Here is a 21457-nt window from a genome sequence, read left to right on the forward strand (position 1 = left end):
GAATTATGGGAGAAGGAATGTAAAGAACGGAGAAGGTGGGATTTGAACCCACGGACTATTTCTAGTCACTCGATTTCAAGTCGAGCGCGATCGACCACTCTGCCACTTCTCCAGATAACAAGCATTTTCATGCTAACAAAAAAAGAGATCTTTGTCAATCTCAGATTTGGCACCTGCATCATCAATCTTTGGTTAGAGAAGGAAACAGGGTTTTTCATTCTCAAATTTTAGCACAAAAATAAAGGTGATCAATTGATAAAATAAAAAGTTAAAAGATCGCTTTTATTGTAGGTACAAAAATGTTAAATAATCTTTATTCCTTAATAAACATCAAGATAAATGGAATATTTTGTCCTGTTTTTAACATTTTCAAGATAGAGAATTAAAATTTTTTATTTGTTTTACTACTGTTAAAGCTGAGTAACTGACTCCAGCAGTGCCTTCTCCTGGATGAGTAGAATCTCCCACTAACCATAAATTTTCAATGGGGGTGCGAGTAGCAATGCCAAAAGGACCAAATGTACTAATTCGTTGCCCCACACCACCAACGATGCCTTTTTCTCTGGCAGTATATTTAAAGAAAGTAACGGGGGTAGCAGTTTCTTGATGAATTATTGTCTCGGAGTTGAGGTTAAAATACTCTCCTAGACGGGCGATCGCCTTGTAAGTATAATCTTGTTTTAATGCCTCATAATCTTCTAAGGAAATATTCCACCAATGGTTAACATCAGTAAAAGAAGAAGCAATAATAGTGGCTTTGCCTTCGGATGCCCTACCATCTCCTTGTTTACTAACAGATACAAATAGAGAATTAATTTCGCCAATTTCGCCATTATAATCGTATAAAAATTGTAAATGAAGGGGGCAATTTTCAGGAATAGCAGTAATATAGACTCCCAAATAGATGACAAATGCACCACTGGCAGGAGGTAATTTTTGTATCCGTTGACTATAAGTCACAGGCATTTTTGCTGTCATAGAGACTAAGTTATTAACTGTGACATTACCAATGATGTGATGGGCTTTTTCCTCTTTAATTTCTCCCGTTTTCAAATTTTTTATGGTGATTGCTGTTATTTTACCTTTTTCAGTGTGAATTTTCTGCACTAAATGCCTCATATATAATTTACCACCGTATTTTTCTAATGCTGATAGGAGGCGATCGCTTAACACTTGCATACTGCCATGAAGATGGTATAATCCTTGAGGGGATTGAGAAACAGATAAAGCAGTAGCAGCATAAAGTAAAGCTGTTTCTTCCGTGTCCACTTGGGAATATAATTTTAACTGCATATCGAGGAAGGTTTTTAAGCGCTTATCATTGCCTAAACCGAATAATCGTAAAGCATCGGCTACCGTCATCAAGGTAAAAGGTGCAGTAATAAAAGTATCTAAACGTAAGGCTTGAATTAATTGTGATAAATCCCAAAGATTGCGAGGTGGTAAAATGGGATCTCGACTTTGAAACTGCCAACTAGCCTGAAAAAGTATCTTTAATAATGCCCAAAATTTGCCACTATGAGGAAACTGTTTTTCTGTTTCTAAACGCCATTTTGCCGGATTTCGCCACACCATTATCGGTTGCTTTTCTTGGGGTAAAAATACGGCACAAGCTGGATCACATTCTGTCGCCGAAGGTAAATCAATGTCTAATTCATAAAAAATACGATGATGAATACCCCCTTCTTCAAAACCCGCCACTTGAGTTGCACCAACATCAAAAATAAAGCCTTTACGAGTAAAAGTAGAAGCACATCCTCCTGGTGCGATCGCCTGATCATATATGGTAACATCATAATTATAACGGGCTAATAATGCCCCAGCGGTTAACCCTCCAATTCCAGCACCAATAACGATTACTTGTGGTTTTTTACCCATATATTTTAACTGTCTTTTGCTTAATAAATCTTAACAGAAAATGAGGCTCAAATTTATAAAATTTGGTTTAATAATAAGCCGTTAAATAACTAACATTAGATTAAGATAATCAAAATAAAGCTATCGAGATGTATTTTATTTCTATTGTGAGAAAATTTATGAATTTAATAGCAGACAACAATATCACTTTTGAAGAAGCCATTAGTTTAACAGAAAAATTTATCAAAAAAATTCCCAAATTATCGGAGTTAGAAAAAGAAGCCATAGTTTCATCATTGGTATTAACAGAAAATGGTGCTAGGGGTTTTTTTGTTACTTACTTAACTAGCGATAATTTTTTGGTGGAGGAAAAATCATCAGGAATTGTGGCAGGATTAAAAACTTCTCCTGAAATTGTCAGTGAATTATTAGTTAAAAATGTAACGATGTCAACAGCGATGAAAATAACTCATCAACGAAATAATAACCTAGAAATGTATCAAAAATCAGCTAGAGTAACACAAAGAAGTGTAAATTTTATTCGTGAATTATCTTTATCTGAAATTAAGGAAAAAATTAAACTTTTAATAAATACGATGGAGGAAGGAAAAGGAGTATATCAAGAGTTTTTAAACCGTTGGGGATATGATAAGGAGCAAAAAGAAGCAATACAATTAGTAATAAGAGAAATAGATGAATAGTTTTAGCTTGAGTTATCTATCTTAATCAAAAAACCATCGCCCTCCATTTCTCCACAAAAGGCGATCGCCCTTACAAAATTTTGGTTGGGTTGAATAACATAAAACCCAACGAATAAAAACAGAAAATAAGAAACAAATCTTCTAGTTAATAGAGGTTACTTACCCTCTAAAAACAAAATAATTATAGATGTTATAAAACAACAAAATTGGGATTAAAAAGCCAACAAATATTAACATAAAAACAAGAGAAATAGGAGATGCGGCTGCTTGATAAATGGTAATACTAGTGGGAATAATATAGGAAAAAACAACTAAAGCTAATCCTAAAAATGTCAACATAAAAATTAAAATTGTCAGAATAAATGGGGTTCTTTCCTGTTTTTTATTTATACTTACTAGCAGTAAAGTAACTAAAATTATTCCTAAAATTGGGATGATACTAAACACATAAATAAACGGAGTTTGGAACAAAAGTTCTCTAGCAAATTGGGAAAAAATTGGGACAACAGTAGTAATGGCGATCGCACCGATAAGGGTAGTAATAGCGGCAAGTTTAGCGGTTTTAAAGTGAGTTTCTTGCAACTTACCAGAGGTTTTCATGATTAAATAACAAGAGCCAATTAAAACATAACCTTGAATTAAAGTTAAAGCAACTACTACACTACGCCAGTTTAGCCAATCCCATGTAGTGCCGATAAAATGTCCACTAGCATCAACTTTGATACCTTCAATTACTCCCGCTAAAGCAAAACCCTGCCCTAAAGTTGCCACAAAACTACCGATACCGAAGGCATAATTCCAAAATACTTTATTCTCAGAATTTTCCCTAAATTCAAAAGATGCCGTGCGAAAAACTAAGCCAATAACCATAACCATAATGGGGATATAAAGAGAGCTTAAAATGGTAGCATAAGCAAGGGGAAAAGCACCAAATAAGCTACCACCCATTAAGATTAACTATGTAGCATTAGCATCCCAAACGTTACTTAAACTTGTCATTAAAATACCACGCCTTTCTTCGGAAGATGACGTTAGGGAAAGGATTCCCACCCCTAAATCGAAGCCATCTAACATGACATACATAAAGAGAAATAAGGCTAAAATGCCAAACCATATTAAAGGCAAAAACGAATTTAGTGATTCCATGATTTTTATTGATGATTGAATTCAGTAGGTTAAGTTAAGTTAAGTTAAGCTGACTAATACTTTCAGTGGATAATTTACCTCTCAACCATTGAATCACTGTAGCTATAACCACCCCTACTAAGATAAAAGCGATACCACTCATTAAACGAAAAGCATAGAATATCAAGCCTACCATTTTTGGGCGATCGCTGGGGGCAAATTCTTTTAAACCTAAAACAGGTGCACTTAAACGAGGTTTAAATTCTAAAATGTAACCTAAAGCATTAGGAATCTTGATTTCCCAATTATTGGCTTGGGCTTTTTCGTTAGGAGATGCCAGTAAACTCCAGTCAGCTTTTTCTCCGGCGGGGATGGTTTCCCATTCTGCTTCCATTGCCGCTAATTTTGTCGGTTGATAATAATACACTTGTTCTGCACTCAAATGTCCCACAAATATTTGTAACGGTGTAATGGCGATCGCTAAAATTAAGACAATTTTCAAGGATTTAGAGAAAAATTCAGGATTGCGCTTATTAATGAGATACCATGCGCTAATACCGCCGATAACAAAAAGAAAAGTTTCGAGAGTAGCTAAAAACATATGGGCAACACTCTTGATCATGAAAGGATTAGCCATAGCAGTAAAATAATTACTAACAACAAATTTGCCGTCAATAAATTCACCTCGTGCAGGAGTTTGCATCCAAGAATTAGCTATGAGAATCCAAAAAGTAGAAAGATTCGCACCCACCGCCACTAAAATAGTAGCTAGATAGTGTATAACAGGAGGCACTCTTTCCCAACCAAATAACATAATGCCTAAAAATCCTGCTTCTAACATAAACGCCCTGGTTGCTTCAAAACCAAGGATGCTTCCGAAAAAATCTCCTACAGATTCAGAAAAAGGTGCCCAGTTTGTGCCAAATTGAAATGCTATTGGTGATCCAGATGCGACACCAATTCCAAAATTAAGAACATAAAGTTTTGACCAAAATCGGGCATGATAATAGTAGTCAGGATTTTTTGTTTTTAGCCATAATCCCTCCACAATCACTAAATATATTGCCATACCAGTGGTTAACACAGGCCATAACATATGAAAAATTGCAGTAAACGCAAACTGCATCCTAGACAAAACCAATGTATCTGAAAGAAAATCCATGAAGATGATGAGTCAATTTTATTAATTATTTTTTCATTTTAGTTACTTTTTTTCTTTGACTGATCGTCATTGTTTTCCTTTACTAAAATCATCACTTACTAAAAAAATTTGCCTTTTGATTAACTTAACAATTCTTACAAGATTAATTTTTTGTTCAAGAGAAAATTCCCCACCATTTTGAGCAAAGGAATTGTATCATGTAAAAAAACGTTATTCAAATCAACATTCCTAAGAGAAATATAGGATAAGAAATTACTAATAACCACCCCATAAAAGAGGTAATTTGCTTTTTCGGTAAAGCCAGTAAAATTACCAAAAGTAAAGCTAATAACATGGAGATCGCCGGTTTATGTAACAGAGTCGCATCGGTAATAGATAAAGGGCGAATTACAGCTGCAGCCCCTAAAGTCATGGTGATATTATAGGCAAAAGAACCGACAACCCCTGCAATCACTACCTCCGTAGCACCTTGTTTGGCGGCAGAATAACAGAGAATAACCAATTCAAAAGCCGTAGCAAAACCTACTACTGTCAAAGCTAACATCGTTTGATCTTCTTCAATATGGCTAATATTTCGTACAGTTTCTACCAACATAATAGAACCAATCATCATAGCAAATAATCCTGCCACTACCAATAGAAGTTCTTTGCTTACAGGAGTTTTATCTTGATGAGTTTTAGCCGATTCTATCACTCCAGTTTCTCCCATAGCAGGAGGTTTTTTCTCCACTAACCAAATGGTAGTAAGATAAACCACATAAAGCAATAATAAAATTACTCCTTCTAAGCGAGTCACTTTACCATCCCAGATAAAACCCACAGCCATAACTCCAATAGGAAAACCAAATAAAGCGTAACACATAACTTTTTTCCCAAAGGGAAGGGGTTGAATGATCGCACCTATTCCCAAAGCCACTAGAAAAATAGCTATATTTGCACCAATTACATCCCCAAAGGCAATAGCAGGGGCATCTCTGAGGGTTGAGGTGATCGTAGTTGCCAATTCTTCTGGTTCAGCACCCGCCAAGAGTATCGCTAAAGCAAAGCTACTGACTCTTAACTTAACCGATGCCTCCCCCAAATTTTCCGCAAAAGTTTCAGCACCCCAGACAATCAACCATACACCAATAACAATTAAGCTAATCCAAACAAAAATAATCATCTTCTCTGTAAATGCAACACTTGTTTCATTCTAACTGTACAAGAATAAAAATGCAACATCTGTTACAATCAAGATAGTTAATCAAGGATATAGCAGTAGTTAATGAATCAAGAATATTGGAATTTATTAATTTATCGTGTGCCGTCTCAACCTTCATCAAAAAGGGTTTATGTGTGGCGTAAATTGAAAGGTTGGGGAGGATTATACCTACAGCAGTCAGTTTGTATTTTTCCCGTAAGAGAAGAATTACCCGAAAAATTAGAAAAATTGAAAGAAGAAATTATCGCCAGTGGCGGGGAAGCCGAATTATTAACGGTTAAAATTGAAGATAGGGAGCAAAATCAAAGATTAATTGAGCAATTTCAGCAACAATCCGAACAAGAGTACCAAGAATTTTTCGGGCGTTGTCGAGACTTACATCAAGAGTTAGCGGAAGAAAGGGCAAAAAATAATTTTACCTTTGCGGAATTAGACGAAAATGAAGCGGAGTTGGCTAAGTTGCGAACGTGGTTATCGAAAATCCATAACCGAGATTTATTTGATGCTTCCGGATATGCTTCTGCATTAGCAAAGCTAATTGCTTGTGAAGAGGATTTCCAAATCTTTACGCAACAAGTATTTGAATCCCAAGAAACTGGAACTGAAGAATAGACAGATCAGCAATTTTTGTCGGATTAATCAACATAGTTACTAAGAATGCTATAACAATAGATTTTAAGAAGAAATAAAAGAAAAACAGAAAAAATAATTGAAGAGTTAACTAAGGACATTGGATAAGAATTGGCAAAGTTTTTTATCAGCAAATAAAGCATACTCAGAACGAAAATGCCACAAATCAAATAGGATTGCTATAGCTACCCTTATCAAAATAAAAATACTATGAGGCAACCCTAAATATTTATCGCATTTGAGCAGTTTTGATATTTAATTCTAATTTTTGATCTTGTCGCACGATCGCAAATTTTAAGTTTTGATTAATACCAGTAGTTTCTACTAATTTTTGTAATTGATTAGCATCTTTAATCGGTTGATTATTGACTTTAATGATAATATCACCCCGACGAATACCACCTATTTCGGCAGGAGTATTCGGTAAAACTCTAACAACTAAAACCCCTTCTATTTCGGGAATTGAAAAGGTAGTATTAGGATCTCGATTATTTTCTTTAGCTATTTCAGGGGTAATTTTGACCATTTGAATACCAATATAAGGATGTGGTACTTCTTTGCCCGATATTAACATTGCTTGTAATTCTTTGGCTTTATTAATCGGAATGGCAAAACCAATACCCATAGCATCAGCCCGAATAGCTGTATTGATACCAATTACCTCTCCTTGAGCGTTTAAAAGTGGTCCTCCAGAGTTACCCGGATTAATGGCAGCATCAGTTTGTAAAAAGTCGATTCTTTTATCAGAAATGCCGATTTCAGAAGAAGAGCGATGAAGAGTGCTAATAATTCCTAAAGTAACAGTATTATCTAATCCTACCGGATTTCCTACGGCAATCGCCCAATCTCCTACTTTGATTTTAGAAGAATCTCCAAGGGAGGCAACAGGTAAATTTTGTCCTTGAGAATTAATTTTAACTACCGCTAAATCGGTAATTTGATCAGTACCTTTGACCACTCCTTCAAAAATACGCCCGTCTTTGAGAGTAACAGTAACTTTATCAGCACCACTAACCACATGGGCATTAGTTAAAATAATACCTTGAGAGTCAATAATAAAACCAGAACCTAAACCAGTAACTCTTCTTTCTTGAGGCATACGACTTGTAAATTGATCTCCAAAAAATTGACGGAAAAAAGGATCTTCAAAAATAGGATCAATTGATCTTGTAACAATTTTTTCTGTGTCAATTCTTACTACCGAATCCCCTGTTTTTGTCACGGCACGAGCCACAAAACTGTCAGACGTTAGATTATTGGGAAGTTGAGCCGTTACATTAGTCTGACTAACTTGTGCATCTGCCGTCAGTTGATTAATACCACTAAAAGCAATAGCAATTCCGATAAATAGAGCAATAAAATGAGAACAAAATTGATTAATTGATTTGCGAATATTCATAAGATTAAATCAAGATGTAAAGATTTTATACTTTTCTTTTGCACAGACGTTAAGAAATAAGATAATAGTTTCGCAGTTTATAATCTTTATTGTATAGGGTCACTGTCTTTTCTTTTCTAATAGACTTCTTGCAGAAGTCCAGCAATGGGCAACAGGCAATGGGCAATAGTTATTAAAATTGATAATTTCCCACCTAAAATAGATTTTAATTTTTATTTTGCACTCGTGTCTAATAGTTAAGTAATAGTATTTTCCCTAAAATCACCGATTATATCTGTACATAAAACTAAATCTAAATCTTTTTGCTATTGGCTTAGATTGCAAGATCATATTAAGATCATAAATAACTCTTTAAGTTACTCATAAAAATATTGTTTGGGAGAAAAAAATGTTACTAGATGCTGTAACTAATTTAATTAAAAATTATGATGTTTCCGGTCGTTATTTAGATCGTGATGCTATCGATTCCTTAAAATCTTATTATCAATCTGGGACTACTAGACTTCAAGTTGCTTCTATTATTAACGCTAATTCCCCTGAGTTAGTCAAAAATGCTGGAAGACAATTATTTGAAGAAATACCCGAATTAATCCGGGCTGGGGGTAATGCTTATACTACTCGTCGTTATTCTGCTTGTTTAAGAGATATAGATTATTATCTTCGCTATGCTAGTTATGCTTTAGTAGCAGGTGATAATACTGTTTTAGATGAGCGAGTTTTACAAGGCTTAAGAGAAACTTATAATTCTCTTGGTGTGCCTATTGCTCCTACTGTGCGCAGTATTCAAATTCTCAAAGAATTAATCAAAGAAATAGCTTTACAAGCAGGTATTAACAATGTTGATTTTGTTGATGCACCTTTTGATCATATTACCCGTGAATTGAGCGAAATTTCTATCTAATCACTAATCTACAATGGACAATCCTTCAATACTCATGAAGATAGATCATAATAAAGATCGATTTAGTTTAATGAGTATTGAGTTATCCATTGTTAATTGTTAGATGAACTTTTCTGATTTTAGTTACAGGAATTTTTTTTCCCTTAGTTGGCTTTTTTTCTTCGCTATTGTTCTTAGTTTTATTGGCGATCGCATTCATTTACCTATTCCTTGGCTATTAATTCCCTTAATGGTAGCTATAATTTGGGCTCTCAGAAAAGAAGAAAATAAAATATTACCGAAATCTTTTAGTATCATAGGACAAGCTATTATTGCCATTTTTACTGCTAGTCGTTTTTCCTTTGAAACCTTAATAACTGCCCAAGATTACTTTTTACCCTTGCTCATCTGTATAGGGGTTACAGCTAGTTTCAGTTTAGTTAATGGTTATTTAATTTATAAATTTGCAGATATTGATTTCCCCAGTAGTTTTTTAGGATGTATTCCGGGTGCTGGGCCTAGTTTAGTGGCAATGAGTGAAGATTTAGGAGCTGATGCTATTGCCGTGACTGTCTTACAATATTTACGAATTTTAATGGTATCAGTAATCATACCAATTATCGCTACTTTTTATCTTACAGAATCTTCTTCAATTCCTGTTAAAATCATAGCGGAAAATCGTCATTTATTACCATCCCTACCCATACCTATAAATTTAACTATCATAGCTTTATGTGCTTTTATAGGAGTTCAAATGGGCAAAATTGTCAAATTACCCTCAAACTTATTTTTAGCCCCTTTCTTTAGCTGTTTACTCTTATTTTCTTTTTTTCCTTACGAAATTTCACTACCTGTATCCATTTTTCGAGGAGGATTATTATTATTAGGATTATCCATCGGCGTTAAATTTGAAATTCATGCTTTTCAGAAATTACTAAAAGCAGTCTTACTAGAAATAGGCTTAATTATACTTTTGATTGTGGTTTGCATTATATCTGGCTACTGGTTTCATTTAGTTACAAAAATTGATACTTTAACGGCCTTATTAGGTTCAACTCCAGGAGGAATAAGTACAATGATGGCTACAGTCATTGAATTAGGCGGAAATTCGGGCTTTGTTTTAACCATGCAAATGACAAGAATGTTATTAATTTTAACCTTAACTCCTTTTGTTGCAAATTCTGTAATCAATAAGAAAGAAATAAGCTAAGAGTCAACTTCTATTCTAGTCTTTTCGCCTCTGTTGATGATAAGATAAAATAGTTAAATTTAGTCTTTAAATATAATCAATATGGATATTCTTACTTTAGGTTGGGTTGGAGTACTGTCTCTATTTACATGGTCGATTGCAATGGTAGTATGGGGTAGAAAAGGCTTCTAAATTGTGGAATCATTATCAGTTTTAAATATTCTTTTCCTTGCCGCTATCATTTTATTAGTTTTTGTCAGTGGCGGTATTCTCTATCTAACAACCCTTGAATGGCGCGATCGCCGTCGTCGAGATCGGGATAAAAAACTTTAATCGTCAGGAATCAAATCGGGGCTTAGTAAGTTATTGAGTAAAATTAATGCTGATTTTATTTTTCTGAAAGCTATGGTAACAAGGGCTAACAAGAAATTTAAAACCCTTGCCTTGCATTGCCTGTATATAATTAATTTTGCATAAGTACTTATATTAAGCCCCTATAATGGTAAATAATTTAATTAAGTGAAAAATCAACAAGGATGAAGAATATTTGTTAGTTTGTATAGATGAAGATCGACAATTTAAAAAAACTATTGTATGGCAGTAAGTAATTTGGAAAAGCAAAGTAAACCTTTACCAAAGGAAAGTAGTAATCCTTTACCTTGGATTTTTGGCACAATGATTGGTGGCATTCTTTTAGTTGTCGGTTTTGCCTATACTTCCGTGAATCGCAACAGCAATCCTAATTCTACGACAATAATAGATAAATATACAGTTCCGATCACCAGAAAAAGTATTAACCTTGAAATACAAGCTAGTGGTACTGTTGAGCCGATTCAAAGCGTTAATATCAGTCCTAAAAATCCTGGTAGACTAGAGAGATTATTAGTAGATCAAGGGGTTATAATTAAAAAAGGACAACCCATCGCTATCATGGAAAACCAGCAACTGTATGCTCAAGGTATTCAAGCGGAAGCACGGCTACAGGAAGCTCAAGCTAGTTTACAAGAAGCAGATATAAAGCTACAGGGTGACATACAAACATTTTCAGCTCAATTAGCTCAAGCACTAGCCCGTTTAGAAGAATCAAAACGCAGAATCCCATCACAAGTTGAACAAACAAAGGCACAATTGGCAGAATCAGAATCAAAGTTAAAATTAGCTCAAATTCAATTGCAAAGAAATGAAAAATTGTTACAAGAAGGTGCAATTAGTGCTGATAGATTTGATCAATTAGCAAATGAAGTGATTGTTTCTCAAGCTAATGTAGAACAAATTGTAAGGCGGTTAGAGGAGTTAAAAACCACAGAAGATCCTGAAATTCAACGTTTAGAAGCAGCAGCAGGAGAAATTAAAATATCTTTGGAAGAAAGAAAAGTGAGCGGAAAAGCTGAAATTGAAAAACTCAAAGCTAATATGAAAGCCTTACAAGCAGGTTTAGAAATTGCGAAAATTCAGTTTCAAGATACTTTTATTACCGCTCCATTTGACGGAATTATTACACAAAAATTTGCTACGGAAGGAGCTTTTGTTACTCCGACAACTTCTGCTTCTTCTACTGCCTCAGCAACTTCTTCTTCTATTGTCGCTTTGGCTAAAGGTTTAGAAATTGTAGCTAAAGTCCCAGAAATTGACTTAGATCAAATAAAATTAGGTCAACCCGTAGAAATTATTGCTGACGCTTATCCTAATCAAGTTTTTAAGGGTGTTGTCAAAAGTATTGCCCCGGAGGCGATCGTTGAGCAAAATGTAACCTCTTTTGAAGTAAAAATTGGTATTCTAACAGGGCAAGATCGTTTACTGTCGAAAATGAATGTAGAAGTCAATTTTTTAGGACAAAGATTAGATAATGTTTTAGTTGTGCCAACGGTTGCTATTGTTACACAAGAGGGTAAAACAGGGGTAATGATTCCTGATGAAAATAATGATCCGAAATTCAAACCTATTACCATCGGTATTTCTGTTGATGATAAAACGCAAATATTAGAGGGTTTATTGCCTAATGATCGAGTTTTTATTGATTTACCAAAGGGTAAAGGTAAAAAAGAATAAATCGAACATGATAAGCTAAGTTAAAGAAATTTTATACACCTCAAAGAATTAAATGTATTAAATATTTGTCAAAAATCAATTTTAATAATGTTTAAGAGAATTCTCTCCTAGTCTTCTATTCTCATAGTCTTCTAGTCTTCTAGTCTTCTAGTCTTCTAGTCTTTTAGTCTCCTAGTCTATGGCAGTTTCACCTTCACCGACAATTTTATGTCGAAATCAGCTATTACCCGTTGCCTACCTTTACCAGTCAACTAGACTTCTCCAAAAAATCTGATTTTAACTCAGGGATCATTAAAAACATAGCCTAAATTCATAAATAGTTTATTAGAATTGATTGCATTTTTAATTATGGTCGATCTCCACTTAGATGCGTCTGAAGCTTATTAGCATTAATTCACCCTCCGCCAAAAACCTGAATATCTTTAAAAGCACACATAGGTGAAGCATGACCTACAGTTATTGATTGATTTGGTTCGCCTTTACCACAATAGGGAGTACCATAAATTTCACGAGTAGAATGATCCCCCACATGGATTAAATTATGCCAAAAATGTTGGGTAACGCCCCTATAATTAGGATTGCGAAGGGTTTTAGTTAATTTACCATTTTCGATTAAACGAGCATATTCACAACCAAATTGAAATTTATTCCGGTAATCATCTATTGACCAAGAGCGATTAGATTCCATATATACTCCGTGTTCAATAGAACTGATAATATCATTAAAGCTACTATTCCCCGATTCTAAGTTTAAATTAGCCATGCGATCGATGGGGGCTCGGTTCCATGAAGATGATCTAAAATTAGCAACACCGGGTACACTTGCCCTAGCTTGACTTTCTAAACTACCTAAACCACGCAATAAAATACCATCTTTGATGAGATACTGTTTTTCGGCTTTTAATCCGGCATCATCAAAACCATAACTAGCTGATTCTCCTTCTATGGTAGGATCGAAGGTAATATTCATCTTTGACGAGCCATAGGCTAAACTACCAAAATCAGATAATTTCACGAAGCTACTACCAGCATAATTTCTTTCATCTCCTAAAATACGATCTAATTCTAAGGGATGTCCGATACTTTCGTGGATTTGTAACATCATCTGATCAGGAGCTAACACTAAAGTGGTAGTAATATCCGGACATTCTTGAGCATAAAGTAATTCTATGGATTCCTCACCGATTTTTTGGGCACGAATTAAGGTAATTTCAGGATTAAAAATATTTCTATCTCCTTGATAACATCTTGCACTCATGCCGTTATCTGTACGTTTTTGGACAACATTATCTTCTTGAGCGGTAGCTTCATAGTCAGTGGCAAGTAAACAGATGTTTTGTTCAATATTTGCACCATTACTGCTCACAAAATGATGGCGAATTTCGCTAATTTGTGCCATAGCTGTAGCTTTAACAATTTTATCAGATACTTTTAATGCCTTGCAGGTTTGTATTAATAAATCATTTAATTCTTGATGGTTAATAGCAAAATCCAGGATAGGCGATCTATAGTTACCTTTAGCTGGGGGACGAATATCGGTATTAAAACGAAAAATACTCCAATTAGACGCTATCTTTGCTTGTTTTTGCGCAATTTCCGTCGCTTGTTGAATACTAGCTTGATCTAATCTATTGGTAGCACAATAACCCAGTTGTCCATTTACCATGACTTCTACCATTACCCCATTAGTAAAATTTCTACCATTACTTTGGGGTTTACCATCCCGAAAAACTTTTGTAGTAGTGGTATCACTAACTTGTCTTAAACCTAACCAATCAGCATTAATTTTAAGATTATTTAAAGTTTTTTCTAAATCAAATGTCATAATTTTTTCTTCAAATATCAAATAAGCTAAGTATTTTAATCAACAATATTGCTTATTATAACTGCGAATTTTGAATTGATTATATTATCTCAGAACTATTTTTATTATGATTGTTATATTAAGTTTACATTATAATTAATTGAAAGGTTATGATCAATAGTAAATTTTAATAGTGTTTTTATATGCAATTAACTTGGTTAGATAGCAATTCATGGTTAATCGACATTGCCGGATTGAGAATTTTACTTGATCCTTGGTTAGTAGGTTCTCTTGTTTTTGGTAATGCGACATGGTTATTGGAAGGGAAAAAACGCACTCTACGAGACATACCCGAAAATATCGATCTGATTTTATTATCTCAAGGTTTAGAAGATCATGCCCATCCACCAACTTTAAACATTTTAGATCATCATTTACCCGTAATTGCTTCAGAAAATGCCGGAAAAGTTTGTCAAGGATTTGGTTATACCAACATTAAAACTTTAAAACATGATGAAACTTATCTCTTTCGTAATCAAATACTAATACAGGCGATCGCCGGTTCTCCCGTTGGTCCAAATTTAGTGGAAAATGGTTATATTATTAGGGATTTAAGTAATCAAGAATCTTTATATTATGAACCTCACGGCTTTCATTCAGCTAATTTGCAACGACAAGAAGCGGTAAAAGTCATTATCACCCCATTAACTAATATTAAAATACCTTTGATCGGATCAGTAATCAAAGGGCAAGAAAACGCAGTAGAGGTTTGTCGATGGTTAAAACCAGAATACATTTTATCAACGGCGGCAGGAGGAGATTTAGAATTTCAGGGATTATTAACCAAAATATTAAAAGAAGAAGGATCGATCGACAATTTTCGGAATTTACTGATTAAAGAAAATCTTAACACCAAAATTATTGAACCCCAACCTTGGGCAATGGTGACAATTTGAGGGAATTTCTCTAAATAGAAGTGTGTGTAATTGGTTCTTGTTTGATGCAATTACTACTTTAGTGGTTGTTTTGATCAATTATACAAAAACACAGATATTTTTGAATTAGTGATTAGTTATGGAACTTTGCAAATTCACAATTTATCAAGTTTTAAAACTCAAGAATTTAATTTAGTTAGTAATTAAATTTTAGGAAATGACTAACCTTATTACTCATGATTAACCGTGATCTCTTGGATTATTATTGTTACCTTCAATAATCTGATTTTGTGGTTTCAAAGAAGAAATATTCCCACTAGAATTAGCATAAGGTAAAGATTGATTAGCGATCAAAGCCTGTAAATTTTCTTCAAGTATGCTTAAAGGTTGTTCTCCAATAGTAGAGGCGATCGCATTTCCTTGATTATTTAAAAATAGAAAATGGGGTATGCCGTCAACGTTATAATTTAAAACTTCCGGCAACCATTTACTATTATCAATATTAAGCATCACAAAATTAATCTCTTGTTGATACTCTTGTTTTAAAATAGCTAAATCTTTAGCCATAGCTTGACAACTGGTACACCAATTAGCATAAAATTCCACCAAAGAAGGTTTACCGTTATTAACTGCTACTTCTAAAGGTATCGCTTGTTGAGCTTGAGACTCCAAAGACTCAGAATTAACGGTTGTTTGGGAACTTAACACTAAAAAGATACCAAGAATGATCGCAATAAAAGCAATAACGATATTACGAATTTGATTAACGGGATTAATTTTATTTTCAGTCATAGTTTTAATAATTGATAATTAATCTAGTAGATCATAAATTATTTGCGATACATTATAACAGTTAGCTATTCTCTATTCTTTTAGATAAGTAAACTAATGACCAATATTTATGAACTTTTTAAGTTGATATAATAACAATTTTTATCAATAACTAATTTTCTGAATTTTATGAAAAAAAGAGTAAATTTAACCTTTCCCCGAAGTGTAGTTCAAATGCCCGTCACTTATAGATTAGCCAAAGATTTTAATATCGCCGCTAATATTATTCGAGGACAAGTTGCACCAAATCAAGTAGGTAAATTAGTATTAGAATTATCAGGAGATATAGATCAATTAGATGCGGCCATCGACTGGATGAAGGCGAATAATATTGGTGTTTCTCTAACAACTGGAGAAATAATTATCGATGAAGAAACCTGCGTACATTGTGGATTGTGTACAGGAGTATGTCCTACAGAATCTTTAACCCTCAATCCCAATACTTATAAACTACAATTTCGCCAACAAACCTGTATTGTTTGTGAACAATGTATTCCTACTTGTCCAGTACAAGCCATTAGTACAAATCTTTAATCAACATCCCACAGTTTGTAGTTAAGCCTTTAGGCTTTTTCCAAAAATAATTAATCATTCCCAAAAATTAAATATTATTAATAAACATCTTTAATTATCAGTAAAAGATATGCAAACAATTGTCAAATCAAGTTTAAGTTTAGAGGAATTTTTATCCTTATCTAATGAAGACATTACTTATGAATTAATAGAAGGAGAAAAAGTAGCTAAAATGTCACCTAAACGTTTTCATTCTCGTGTAACTTTAAATTTATCACATCTTCTTAATGAGTGGAATAAAACTCAAAAAAATCAGGGGGAAGTTGGGATAGAATGGGCGATCTTACTCCAAAGAAAAGGTAAAGATTGGTGTCCTGTACCCGATTTATTATATATATCTAATGAAAGGGTACAAAATATTCCTTTAGAAGATATTGCCTGTACAATTCCTCCTGAATTAGTAATCGAAATTATCTCCCCAGATCAATCTTTTAGTAACTTAAATGAAAAAGCCGTTGACTATCTAAATGCTGGAGTTGATCGAGTTTGGATTATAGATTCTAAAGTAAAAAAAATAACTATTTTCTATCCAAATTTACCACCACAAACAAAAAGTAATGATGATAGTTTAAGTGATGCTCTTTTTCCGAATTTAACTCTTTCTCCCCGACAAATATTTACCGAAGCTGGTTTAATGTAACAGTGTATTTTTTAGTTAAAAAAGAGAAGTAATAACCTGTTTTTAATGAGCAACTTTTATATACTATTGTAACTTTTGACTTATCAAATTTTTTCTGATTATAGTTGACGGAGCTAAGATAAATAAGTTATAATGTTATACTGTATGTACCTTGCGGATGTGGCGGAATTGGTATACGCGCACGCTTGAGGGGCGTGTGGTCTTGACCTTGCGAGTTCGAGTCTCGCCATCCGCATTTAAAAAAAAACTAATTATTCAATTATATTGTTCAGTAACATGTGCAGTAACAAATTAGAGGATAAAATTAGGTTTAAATTGTCGGACATTTTTAGAAAATATGTGATTAATTGTAGTTAAAATTAATCTTAAATTTAAGCGATCGCAAAATCAGTATATTTACGAGTTTCAGGATCGTGAAAAGCTAAAACAATATCTTCTTTTGGAATACCTTCCCTTAATAATTCATTAGCAATACCTTCCTCAGTCCAATCTTCCTCAATATAAATTTTCTCATTTTTAAGGCGAATATAAACATGAGTATTATTAACTCTTTTTTTATTAACCCAATCAATACTACGCCAAAAATAATGATAGTTTTTATCATCAAAAATTAGACAATTTTCAGGGTGAAAATCAGGAGATTTTTCCACAATTTGATAATATTCTGTTAAGATTTTTTTGATTATTTCTCCATATCTCGTGAGCTTATCCATGATACAATTTCCTCCTTTTCATCATTAAAAACAATAAACTCCACTTCATGACGTTTCACAATAGCTTGAACTGATTTTCTTTTAAAAAAGCTCTCAAATACAGTGTCTTTAACCGCTAAATAAATAGCATAATTTTTTTCAGACAAATCTAAAATATCACGATAAACAATATATTGTCCTAATGCCAATTCAAAATCCCTCATCGGAGAAGGATTAATGAAACTTTTAATTTCTACTACGATTCTACGGTTATTCTGTTCAGCTAATAAAGTTTTTTCAGCAAGTAGGTAGATCAGCATAAAGTTGAGCATCCTCATATTGTAGAAAATAAGAATCAGCTAAAATTCTCCAACCATCCTTGATTAAAGCATTTTTAACAACATCATGGTAAATATCTTTTGCCATTATCCTCTTTTTTAAATTAATTTAATTGGTGGGCAATGCCCACCCTACAGTAATTATACTGGCATACCTAAAATGTCCTCGATTTTTGGCATTTGTTCTAACGGTATTACTCGGCCTTCATCTTCAAAACCGTCAATCTCATTGAAGTTTAAATAACGGTATAATTCGCCCTTGAAAGGATCAATTTTTTCAGAGACGATCGACATATACTCCTCAACCGTAGGAATTTTGCCCAATAAAGCACAAACGGCGGCTAATTCGGCACTACCGAGATAAACCCTTGCACCTTTACCCATACGATTATTAAAGTTACGGGTAGAAGTCGAGAAAACTGTAGCATTATCCTCAACCCTTGCCTGATTACCCATACACAAAGAACACCCTGGCATTTCAGTTCTTGCCCCCGAAGCGACAAACACATCGTAAACCCCTTCATTACGCAATTGTGTTTCATCCATGCGGGTAGGAGGACAAATCCATAAGCGCCCTTTTACCGTACCAGCACCCTCAAGGATTTTCGCCGCCGCACGGTAATGTCCAATATTTGTCATACATGAACCGATGAACACCTCATCTACTTTATCACCAGCACATTCGCTCATCAGTTTAACATTATCAGGGTCATTAGGGGCAGCTACGATCGGCTCTTTAATTTCACTCAAGTTAACGGTGATAATATCTGCATATTCAGCATTTTCATCCGCAGACATGAGGGAAGGATTAGTTAACCATTCCTCCATTTTAACAATACGACGCAATAATGTACGAGCATCTTGATAACCCCGTGCAATCATATTCTTCATTAAACTGACGTTCGATCGCAAATATTCCGCCACTGTTTCTTCACTAAGTTTAATTGTACTACCAGAACAAGAACGCTCCGCCGTTGCGTCGGTTAACTCGAAAGCCTGTTCCACTTTTAAATCGGGTAAGCCTTCCATTTCCATTATACGCCCGTTAAAGACGTTGATTTTATTCTCTTTGCCAACGGTTAACTTATCTTCCTGCATGGCTACCCAGGGAATAGCGTTAACGATGTCTCGTAAAGTCACTCCGGGTTGCAATTCCCCTGTGAATTTGACTAACACCGACTCAGGCATATCTAAAGGCATCGCCCCTAAAGCCGCCGCAAATGCCACTAAACCTGAACCTGCGGGGAAAGAGATACCGAGGGGAAAACGGGTATGAGAATCCCCTCCCGTGCCGACTGTATCAGGTAATAACATACGATTTAACCATGAGTGAATGATACCATCTCCCGGACGTAAGGCGACACCCCCACGAGTGGAGAAGAAATCGGGTAATTCTTTGTGGGTTTTGATGTCAACAGGTTTGGGATAAGCGGCAGTATGGCAGAAGGTTTGTAAGGTTAAATCCGCATTGAATCCTAAACAAGCCAATTCTTTTAACTCATCCCTTGTCATAGGTCCAGTGGTATCTTGAGACCCTACGGTAGTCATCATCGGTTCGCAGGAAGTGCCGGGGCGGATTCCTTCCACACCACAGGCTTTTCCTACCATTTTTTGAGCTAAAGTAAACCCTTTACCAGTATCCGCAGGGGCTTGAGGGCGTACAAATAAAGTACTAGGCTCTAATCCCAATGCTTGACGGGTTTTATCGGTTAAAGCACGTCCAATTAACAGGGGAATGCGTCCTCCGGCTCTCACTTCGTCTAAAATGGTTTCAGGCTTGAGGGTAAAAGTGGTAATGGTATCGCCGTTTTCGTTGGTGATTTTGCCTTCGTAGGGGTAAATAGTGATGACATCCCCAGTGTTTAAGTTGGTGACATCGCACTCAATGGGTAATGCCCCAGAATCTTCGGCGGTATTGAAGAAGATAGGTGCAATCTTGCCCCCTAATACATAACCACCAGATTTTTTATTGGGTACAAAGGGTATTTCATTACCGATATGCCATAATACGGAATTGATTGCAGACTTACGAGAAGAACCTGTCCCCACTACGTCACCGACATAAGCCACAGTATGTCCTTTTTCTTTTAATTTGGCGATCGCTTCTAAACCGTCGGGCATTCTCGATTCTAACATCGCTAAGGCGTGTAAGGGAATATCAGGGCGAGTGGTGGCGTGGGGTGCTGGAGATAAGTCATCAGTGTTGGTTTCACCCGGCACTTTAAACACAGTCACGGTGATGGATTCAGGCACTTTGGGCTTACTGATAAACCATGCACCATTTGCCCATGCGTCAATGACTTGTTTAGCGTAGGGATTGGTTTCCGATAATTCTAAGACATCGTTAAAAGCATCGAATACTAATAAGGTTTTGCTTAAGGCGTTAGCGGCTTCGAGGGCAACGTTACTATCTTTGGATTTTAACAAGCTGATGAGGGATTGCACGTTATAACCTCCCATCATTGTACCTAATAAGCTCACTGCTCCTTGTTTGGAGATGACAGGGGAAGTTAATTCACCTTTAGCAATGGCAGTTAAAAATCCTGCTCTGACGTAGGATGCTTCATCTACTCCGGGAGGGATGCGATCGCGCAGTAACATCATTAATTCTTCTTTCAATTCCTCTGGGGGATTCTGCAACATTTCGCACAGATGGGATGTTTGTTCGGCGTTAAGGGGTAAGGGAGGAATGCCTAATTTACTTCTTTCTTCTGCGTGTTGATGGTATGTTTCTAACCATGTCATAGATTTTTTCCTTAAATTTTTTTGATAAATTTACTATTTTAACATATTCAAGGTCATGAACAGGGGTTTTGTATCAACTGTGTCGAGTTAATAACAAGGTGACATAAATTGATCGTAATTATAATTAAAACTAAAACAATCATGGGTACACAATTAGATGTTTAACATTTTGCAAGTTAATTAGGATAAATCTTGTTATAATCATTAAAACACTCTACCGTATTTATTTTCATGATTAATAAAATCAAGATTCTTCGAGATAGCGACAAGTTAATCAGTGCTTCTTTTTCTGGAGATAGGCTCAATTTACTGCTAGAAAGACAAGGAGACTATTGTTTGTAGTAGTGGCTTTAGCCATAATTAGTTCTTTAGGGTTTATGGGTTGAATAATATTCAACCCCTACGAAATTAGGTGCGATCACATTTTTTTTGAGTATAAAAAAACAACTTGGCTTACAACAAAATATAGATAGGATTAGTTATATTCATTCAAGGAATAAAATATTAATCATTAAAACAAAGTGAAATATGAAGTAAAATTTAAACCAAAAGCCCTGAAAGATTTAGGAAAATTATCAAACAATATTCAAAGTCGAATTATTGATAAAATTGAACTTATGCAAAATAATTTGCAAGTAGATATTAAAAAATTGACTAATTTTACCCCTGAATATCGTTTAAGAGTTGGAGATTATAGAGTATTATT

General features: G+C 34.8%; 20 protein-coding genes, 2 tRNA genes and 2 pseudogenes. 12 read left to right on the forward strand and 12 right to left on the reverse strand.

Going from position 1 to position 21457, the window contains the following annotated elements:
* Positions 1-27: 27 nt before the first annotated feature.
* Together FWJ34_RS09065 and crtD are read right to left on the reverse strand one after the other, a co-directional pair.
* A tRNA-Ser gene (locus tag FWJ34_RS09065) sits at positions 28-112 on the reverse strand.
* Between the two features lie 257 nt (positions 113-369).
* A complete protein-coding gene (crtD, locus tag FWJ34_RS09070; RefSeq protein WP_308255000.1) occupies positions 370-1878 on the reverse strand; it encodes a C-3',4' desaturase CrtD in 1509 nt (502 codons plus the stop codon).
* Between the two features lie 158 nt (positions 1879-2036).
* On the opposite strand from crtD, the gene FWJ34_RS09075 reads away from it, so the two are divergent.
* Positions 2037-2558: a hypothetical protein gene (locus FWJ34_RS09075; protein WP_308255001.1), complete on the forward strand. Its 522-nt coding sequence runs from the start codon at positions 2037-2039 to the stop codon at positions 2556-2558.
* Positions 2559-2717: 159 nt separating this feature from the next.
* Here FWJ34_RS09075 and cydB read toward each other — a convergent pair.
* From cydB to FWJ34_RS09090, 3 genes and pseudogenes are all read right to left on the reverse strand, one after another.
* Positions 2718-3704, reverse strand: a pseudogene (cydB, locus tag FWJ34_RS09080) (cytochrome d ubiquinol oxidase subunit II).
* Between the two features lie 55 nt (positions 3705-3759).
* Positions 3760-4845 (reverse strand): annotated as a pseudogene (locus tag FWJ34_RS09085) (cytochrome ubiquinol oxidase subunit I); the annotation flags it as partial.
* 214 nt (positions 4846-5059) lie between these two features.
* Positions 5060-6007 carry a hypothetical protein gene (locus FWJ34_RS09090; RefSeq protein WP_308255002.1) on the reverse strand — a complete coding sequence of 316 codons (948 nt, stop codon included), beginning with the start codon at positions 6005-6007 and terminating at the stop codon, positions 5060-5062.
* Between the two features lie 102 nt (positions 6008-6109).
* Here FWJ34_RS09090 and FWJ34_RS09095 point away from each other — a divergent pair, with 102 nt between their 5' ends.
* Positions 6110-6658: a Chromate resistance protein ChrB gene (locus FWJ34_RS09095; protein ID WP_308255003.1), complete on the forward strand. Its 549-nt coding sequence runs from the start codon at positions 6110-6112 to the stop codon at positions 6656-6658.
* 247 nt (positions 6659-6905) lie between these two features.
* Here FWJ34_RS09095 and FWJ34_RS09100 read toward each other — a convergent pair whose 3' ends face one another.
* The gene (locus FWJ34_RS09100) at positions 6906-8075 is read right to left on the reverse strand and encodes an HhoA/HhoB/HtrA family serine endopeptidase (protein WP_308255004.1); all 1170 of its coding nucleotides are present in this window, start codon (positions 8073-8075) and stop codon (positions 6906-6908) included.
* Positions 8076-8463: 388 nt separating this feature from the next.
* Here FWJ34_RS09100 and apcB point away from each other — a divergent pair, with 388 nt between their 5' ends.
* The 5 genes from apcB (at position 8464) to FWJ34_RS09125 (ending at position 12193) form a co-directional block, all read left to right on the forward strand.
* A complete protein-coding gene (apcB, locus tag FWJ34_RS09105) occupies positions 8464-8976 on the forward strand; it encodes an allophycocyanin subunit beta (protein WP_308255005.1) in 513 nt (170 codons plus the stop codon).
* Between the two features lie 103 nt (positions 8977-9079).
* A complete protein-coding gene (locus FWJ34_RS09110) occupies positions 9080-10165 on the forward strand; it encodes an AbrB family transcriptional regulator (RefSeq protein ID WP_308255006.1) in 1086 nt (361 codons plus the stop codon).
* An 81-nt stretch (positions 10166-10246) separates the two neighbouring features.
* On the forward strand, positions 10247-10336 hold the full coding sequence (gene petN / locus FWJ34_RS09115) for a cytochrome b6-f complex subunit PetN (protein ID WP_015222656.1): 90 nt from the start codon (positions 10247-10249) through the stop codon (positions 10334-10336).
* 3 nt (positions 10337-10339) lie between these two features.
* Positions 10340-10477 carry a hypothetical protein gene (locus FWJ34_RS09120; protein WP_308255007.1) on the forward strand — a complete coding sequence of 46 codons (138 nt, stop codon included), beginning with the start codon at positions 10340-10342 and terminating at the stop codon, positions 10475-10477.
* 261 nt (positions 10478-10738) lie between these two features.
* On the forward strand, positions 10739-12193 hold the full coding sequence (locus tag FWJ34_RS09125; protein ID WP_308255008.1) for an efflux RND transporter periplasmic adaptor subunit: 1455 nt from the start codon (positions 10739-10741) through the stop codon (positions 12191-12193).
* 394 nt (positions 12194-12587) lie between these two features.
* Here FWJ34_RS09125 and FWJ34_RS09130 read toward each other — a convergent pair whose 3' ends face one another.
* Positions 12588-14018: a TldD/PmbA family protein gene (locus FWJ34_RS09130; protein WP_308255009.1), complete on the reverse strand. Its 1431-nt coding sequence runs from the start codon at positions 14016-14018 to the stop codon at positions 12588-12590.
* 182 nt (positions 14019-14200) lie between these two features.
* Between FWJ34_RS09130 and FWJ34_RS09135 the strand changes: the two genes are divergently transcribed.
* Positions 14201-14953: an MBL fold metallo-hydrolase gene (locus FWJ34_RS09135; protein WP_308255010.1), complete on the forward strand. Its 753-nt coding sequence runs from the start codon at positions 14201-14203 to the stop codon at positions 14951-14953.
* A gap of 219 nt (positions 14954-15172) precedes the next feature.
* On the opposite strand, the gene FWJ34_RS09140 is transcribed toward FWJ34_RS09135, so the two are convergent.
* Positions 15173-15724 carry a thioredoxin family protein gene (locus tag FWJ34_RS09140; protein ID WP_308255011.1) on the reverse strand — a complete coding sequence of 184 codons (552 nt, stop codon included), beginning with the start codon at positions 15722-15724 and terminating at the stop codon, positions 15173-15175.
* Positions 15725-15892: 168 nt separating this feature from the next.
* Here FWJ34_RS09140 and FWJ34_RS09145 point away from each other — a divergent pair, with 168 nt between their 5' ends.
* The 3 genes from FWJ34_RS09145 to FWJ34_RS09155 all read left to right on the forward strand — a co-directional run bounded on the left by FWJ34_RS09145 (position 15893) and on the right by FWJ34_RS09155 (position 17211).
* Complete coding sequence (locus tag FWJ34_RS09145; protein WP_308255012.1) at positions 15893-16297, forward strand: NIL domain-containing protein; 405 nt, start codon at positions 15893-15895, stop codon at positions 16295-16297.
* Between the two features lie 109 nt (positions 16298-16406).
* The gene (locus FWJ34_RS09150; protein WP_308255013.1) at positions 16407-16976 is read left to right on the forward strand and encodes a Uma2 family endonuclease; all 570 of its coding nucleotides are present in this window, start codon (positions 16407-16409) and stop codon (positions 16974-16976) included.
* Between the two features lie 153 nt (positions 16977-17129).
* Positions 17130-17211 (forward strand) — tRNA-Leu (locus FWJ34_RS09155).
* 136 nt (positions 17212-17347) lie between these two features.
* Here FWJ34_RS09155 and FWJ34_RS09160 read toward each other — a convergent pair.
* From FWJ34_RS09160 to acnB, 4 genes are read right to left on the reverse strand one after another with little or no spacing between them, the layout of a single operon-like run.
* Positions 17348-17689: a XisI protein gene (locus FWJ34_RS09160; protein ID WP_308255014.1), complete on the reverse strand. Its 342-nt coding sequence runs from the start codon at positions 17687-17689 to the stop codon at positions 17348-17350.
* Positions 17659-17988: an element excision factor XisH family protein gene (locus tag FWJ34_RS09165; protein ID WP_308255015.1), complete on the reverse strand. Its 330-nt coding sequence runs from the start codon at positions 17986-17988 to the stop codon at positions 17659-17661. Before FWJ34_RS09165 ends, FWJ34_RS09160 begins: the two co-directional genes overlap by 31 nt.
* Entirely contained in the window at positions 17966-18094 is a 129-nt protein-coding gene (locus FWJ34_RS09170) for an element excision factor XisH family protein (protein WP_308255016.1), read from the reverse strand. Before FWJ34_RS09170 ends, FWJ34_RS09165 begins: the two co-directional genes overlap by 23 nt.
* 53 nt (positions 18095-18147) lie before the next feature.
* Positions 18148-20751 (reverse strand): bifunctional aconitate hydratase 2/2-methylisocitrate dehydratase, encoded by a 2604-nt coding sequence (acnB, locus tag FWJ34_RS09175; protein WP_308255017.1) that lies wholly within the window; start codon positions 20749-20751, stop codon positions 18148-18150.
* Between the two features lie 521 nt (positions 20752-21272).
* Here acnB and FWJ34_RS09180 point away from each other — a divergent pair.
* Positions 21273-21457: type II toxin-antitoxin system RelE/ParE family toxin (locus FWJ34_RS09180; RefSeq protein ID WP_308255018.1), on the forward strand; the 185-nt coding region annotated here is incomplete at its 3' end.

This window comes from Geminocystis sp. GBBB08 (assembly GCF_016743215.1).
Taxonomy (GTDB): domain Bacteria; phylum Cyanobacteriota; class Cyanobacteriia; order Cyanobacteriales; family Cyanobacteriaceae; genus Geminocystis.

What these genes read in the sequence shown, in the direction of transcription:
- crtD (WP_308255000.1), bottom strand. Translation starts at nt 1,878, where the DNA reads ATGGGTAAAAAACCACAAGTAATCGTTATTGGTGCTGGAATTGGAGGG.
- FWJ34_RS09075 (WP_308255001.1), top strand. Translation starts at nt 2,037, where the DNA reads ATGAATTTAATAGCAGACAACAATATCACTTTTGAAGAAGCCATTAGT.
- FWJ34_RS09090 (WP_308255002.1), bottom strand. Translation starts at nt 6,007, where the DNA reads ATGATTATTTTTGTTTGGATTAGCTTAATTGTTATTGGTGTATGGTTG.
- FWJ34_RS09095 (WP_308255003.1), top strand. Translation starts at nt 6,110, where the DNA reads ATGAATCAAGAATATTGGAATTTATTAATTTATCGTGTGCCGTCTCAA.
- FWJ34_RS09100 (WP_308255004.1), bottom strand. Translation starts at nt 8,075, where the DNA reads ATGAATATTCGCAAATCAATTAATCAATTTTGTTCTCATTTTATTGCT.
- apcB (WP_308255005.1), top strand. Translation starts at nt 8,464, where the DNA reads ATGTTACTAGATGCTGTAACTAATTTAATTAAAAATTATGATGTTTCC.
- FWJ34_RS09110 (WP_308255006.1), top strand. Translation starts at nt 9,080, where the DNA reads ATGAACTTTTCTGATTTTAGTTACAGGAATTTTTTTTCCCTTAGTTGG.
- petN (WP_015222656.1), top strand. Translation starts at nt 10,247, where the DNA reads ATGGATATTCTTACTTTAGGTTGGGTTGGAGTACTGTCTCTATTTACA.
- FWJ34_RS09125 (WP_308255008.1), top strand. Translation starts at nt 10,739, where the DNA reads ATGGCAGTAAGTAATTTGGAAAAGCAAAGTAAACCTTTACCAAAGGAA.
- FWJ34_RS09130 (WP_308255009.1), bottom strand. Translation starts at nt 14,018, where the DNA reads ATGACATTTGATTTAGAAAAAACTTTAAATAATCTTAAAATTAATGCT.
- FWJ34_RS09135 (WP_308255010.1), top strand. Translation starts at nt 14,201, where the DNA reads ATGCAATTAACTTGGTTAGATAGCAATTCATGGTTAATCGACATTGCC.
- FWJ34_RS09140 (WP_308255011.1), bottom strand. Translation starts at nt 15,724, where the DNA reads ATGACTGAAAATAAAATTAATCCCGTTAATCAAATTCGTAATATCGTT.
- FWJ34_RS09145 (WP_308255012.1), top strand. Translation starts at nt 15,893, where the DNA reads ATGAAAAAAAGAGTAAATTTAACCTTTCCCCGAAGTGTAGTTCAAATG.
- FWJ34_RS09150 (WP_308255013.1), top strand. Translation starts at nt 16,407, where the DNA reads ATGCAAACAATTGTCAAATCAAGTTTAAGTTTAGAGGAATTTTTATCC.
- FWJ34_RS09160 (WP_308255014.1), bottom strand. Translation starts at nt 17,689, where the DNA reads ATGGATAAGCTCACGAGATATGGAGAAATAATCAAAAAAATCTTAACA.
- FWJ34_RS09165 (WP_308255015.1), bottom strand. Translation starts at nt 17,988, where the DNA reads ATGCTGATCTACCTACTTGCTGAAAAAACTTTATTAGCTGAACAGAAT.
- FWJ34_RS09170 (WP_308255016.1), bottom strand. Translation starts at nt 18,094, where the DNA reads ATGGCAAAAGATATTTACCATGATGTTGTTAAAAATGCTTTAATCAAG.
- acnB (WP_308255017.1), bottom strand. Translation starts at nt 20,751, where the DNA reads ATGACATGGTTAGAAACATACCATCAACACGCAGAAGAAAGAAGTAAA.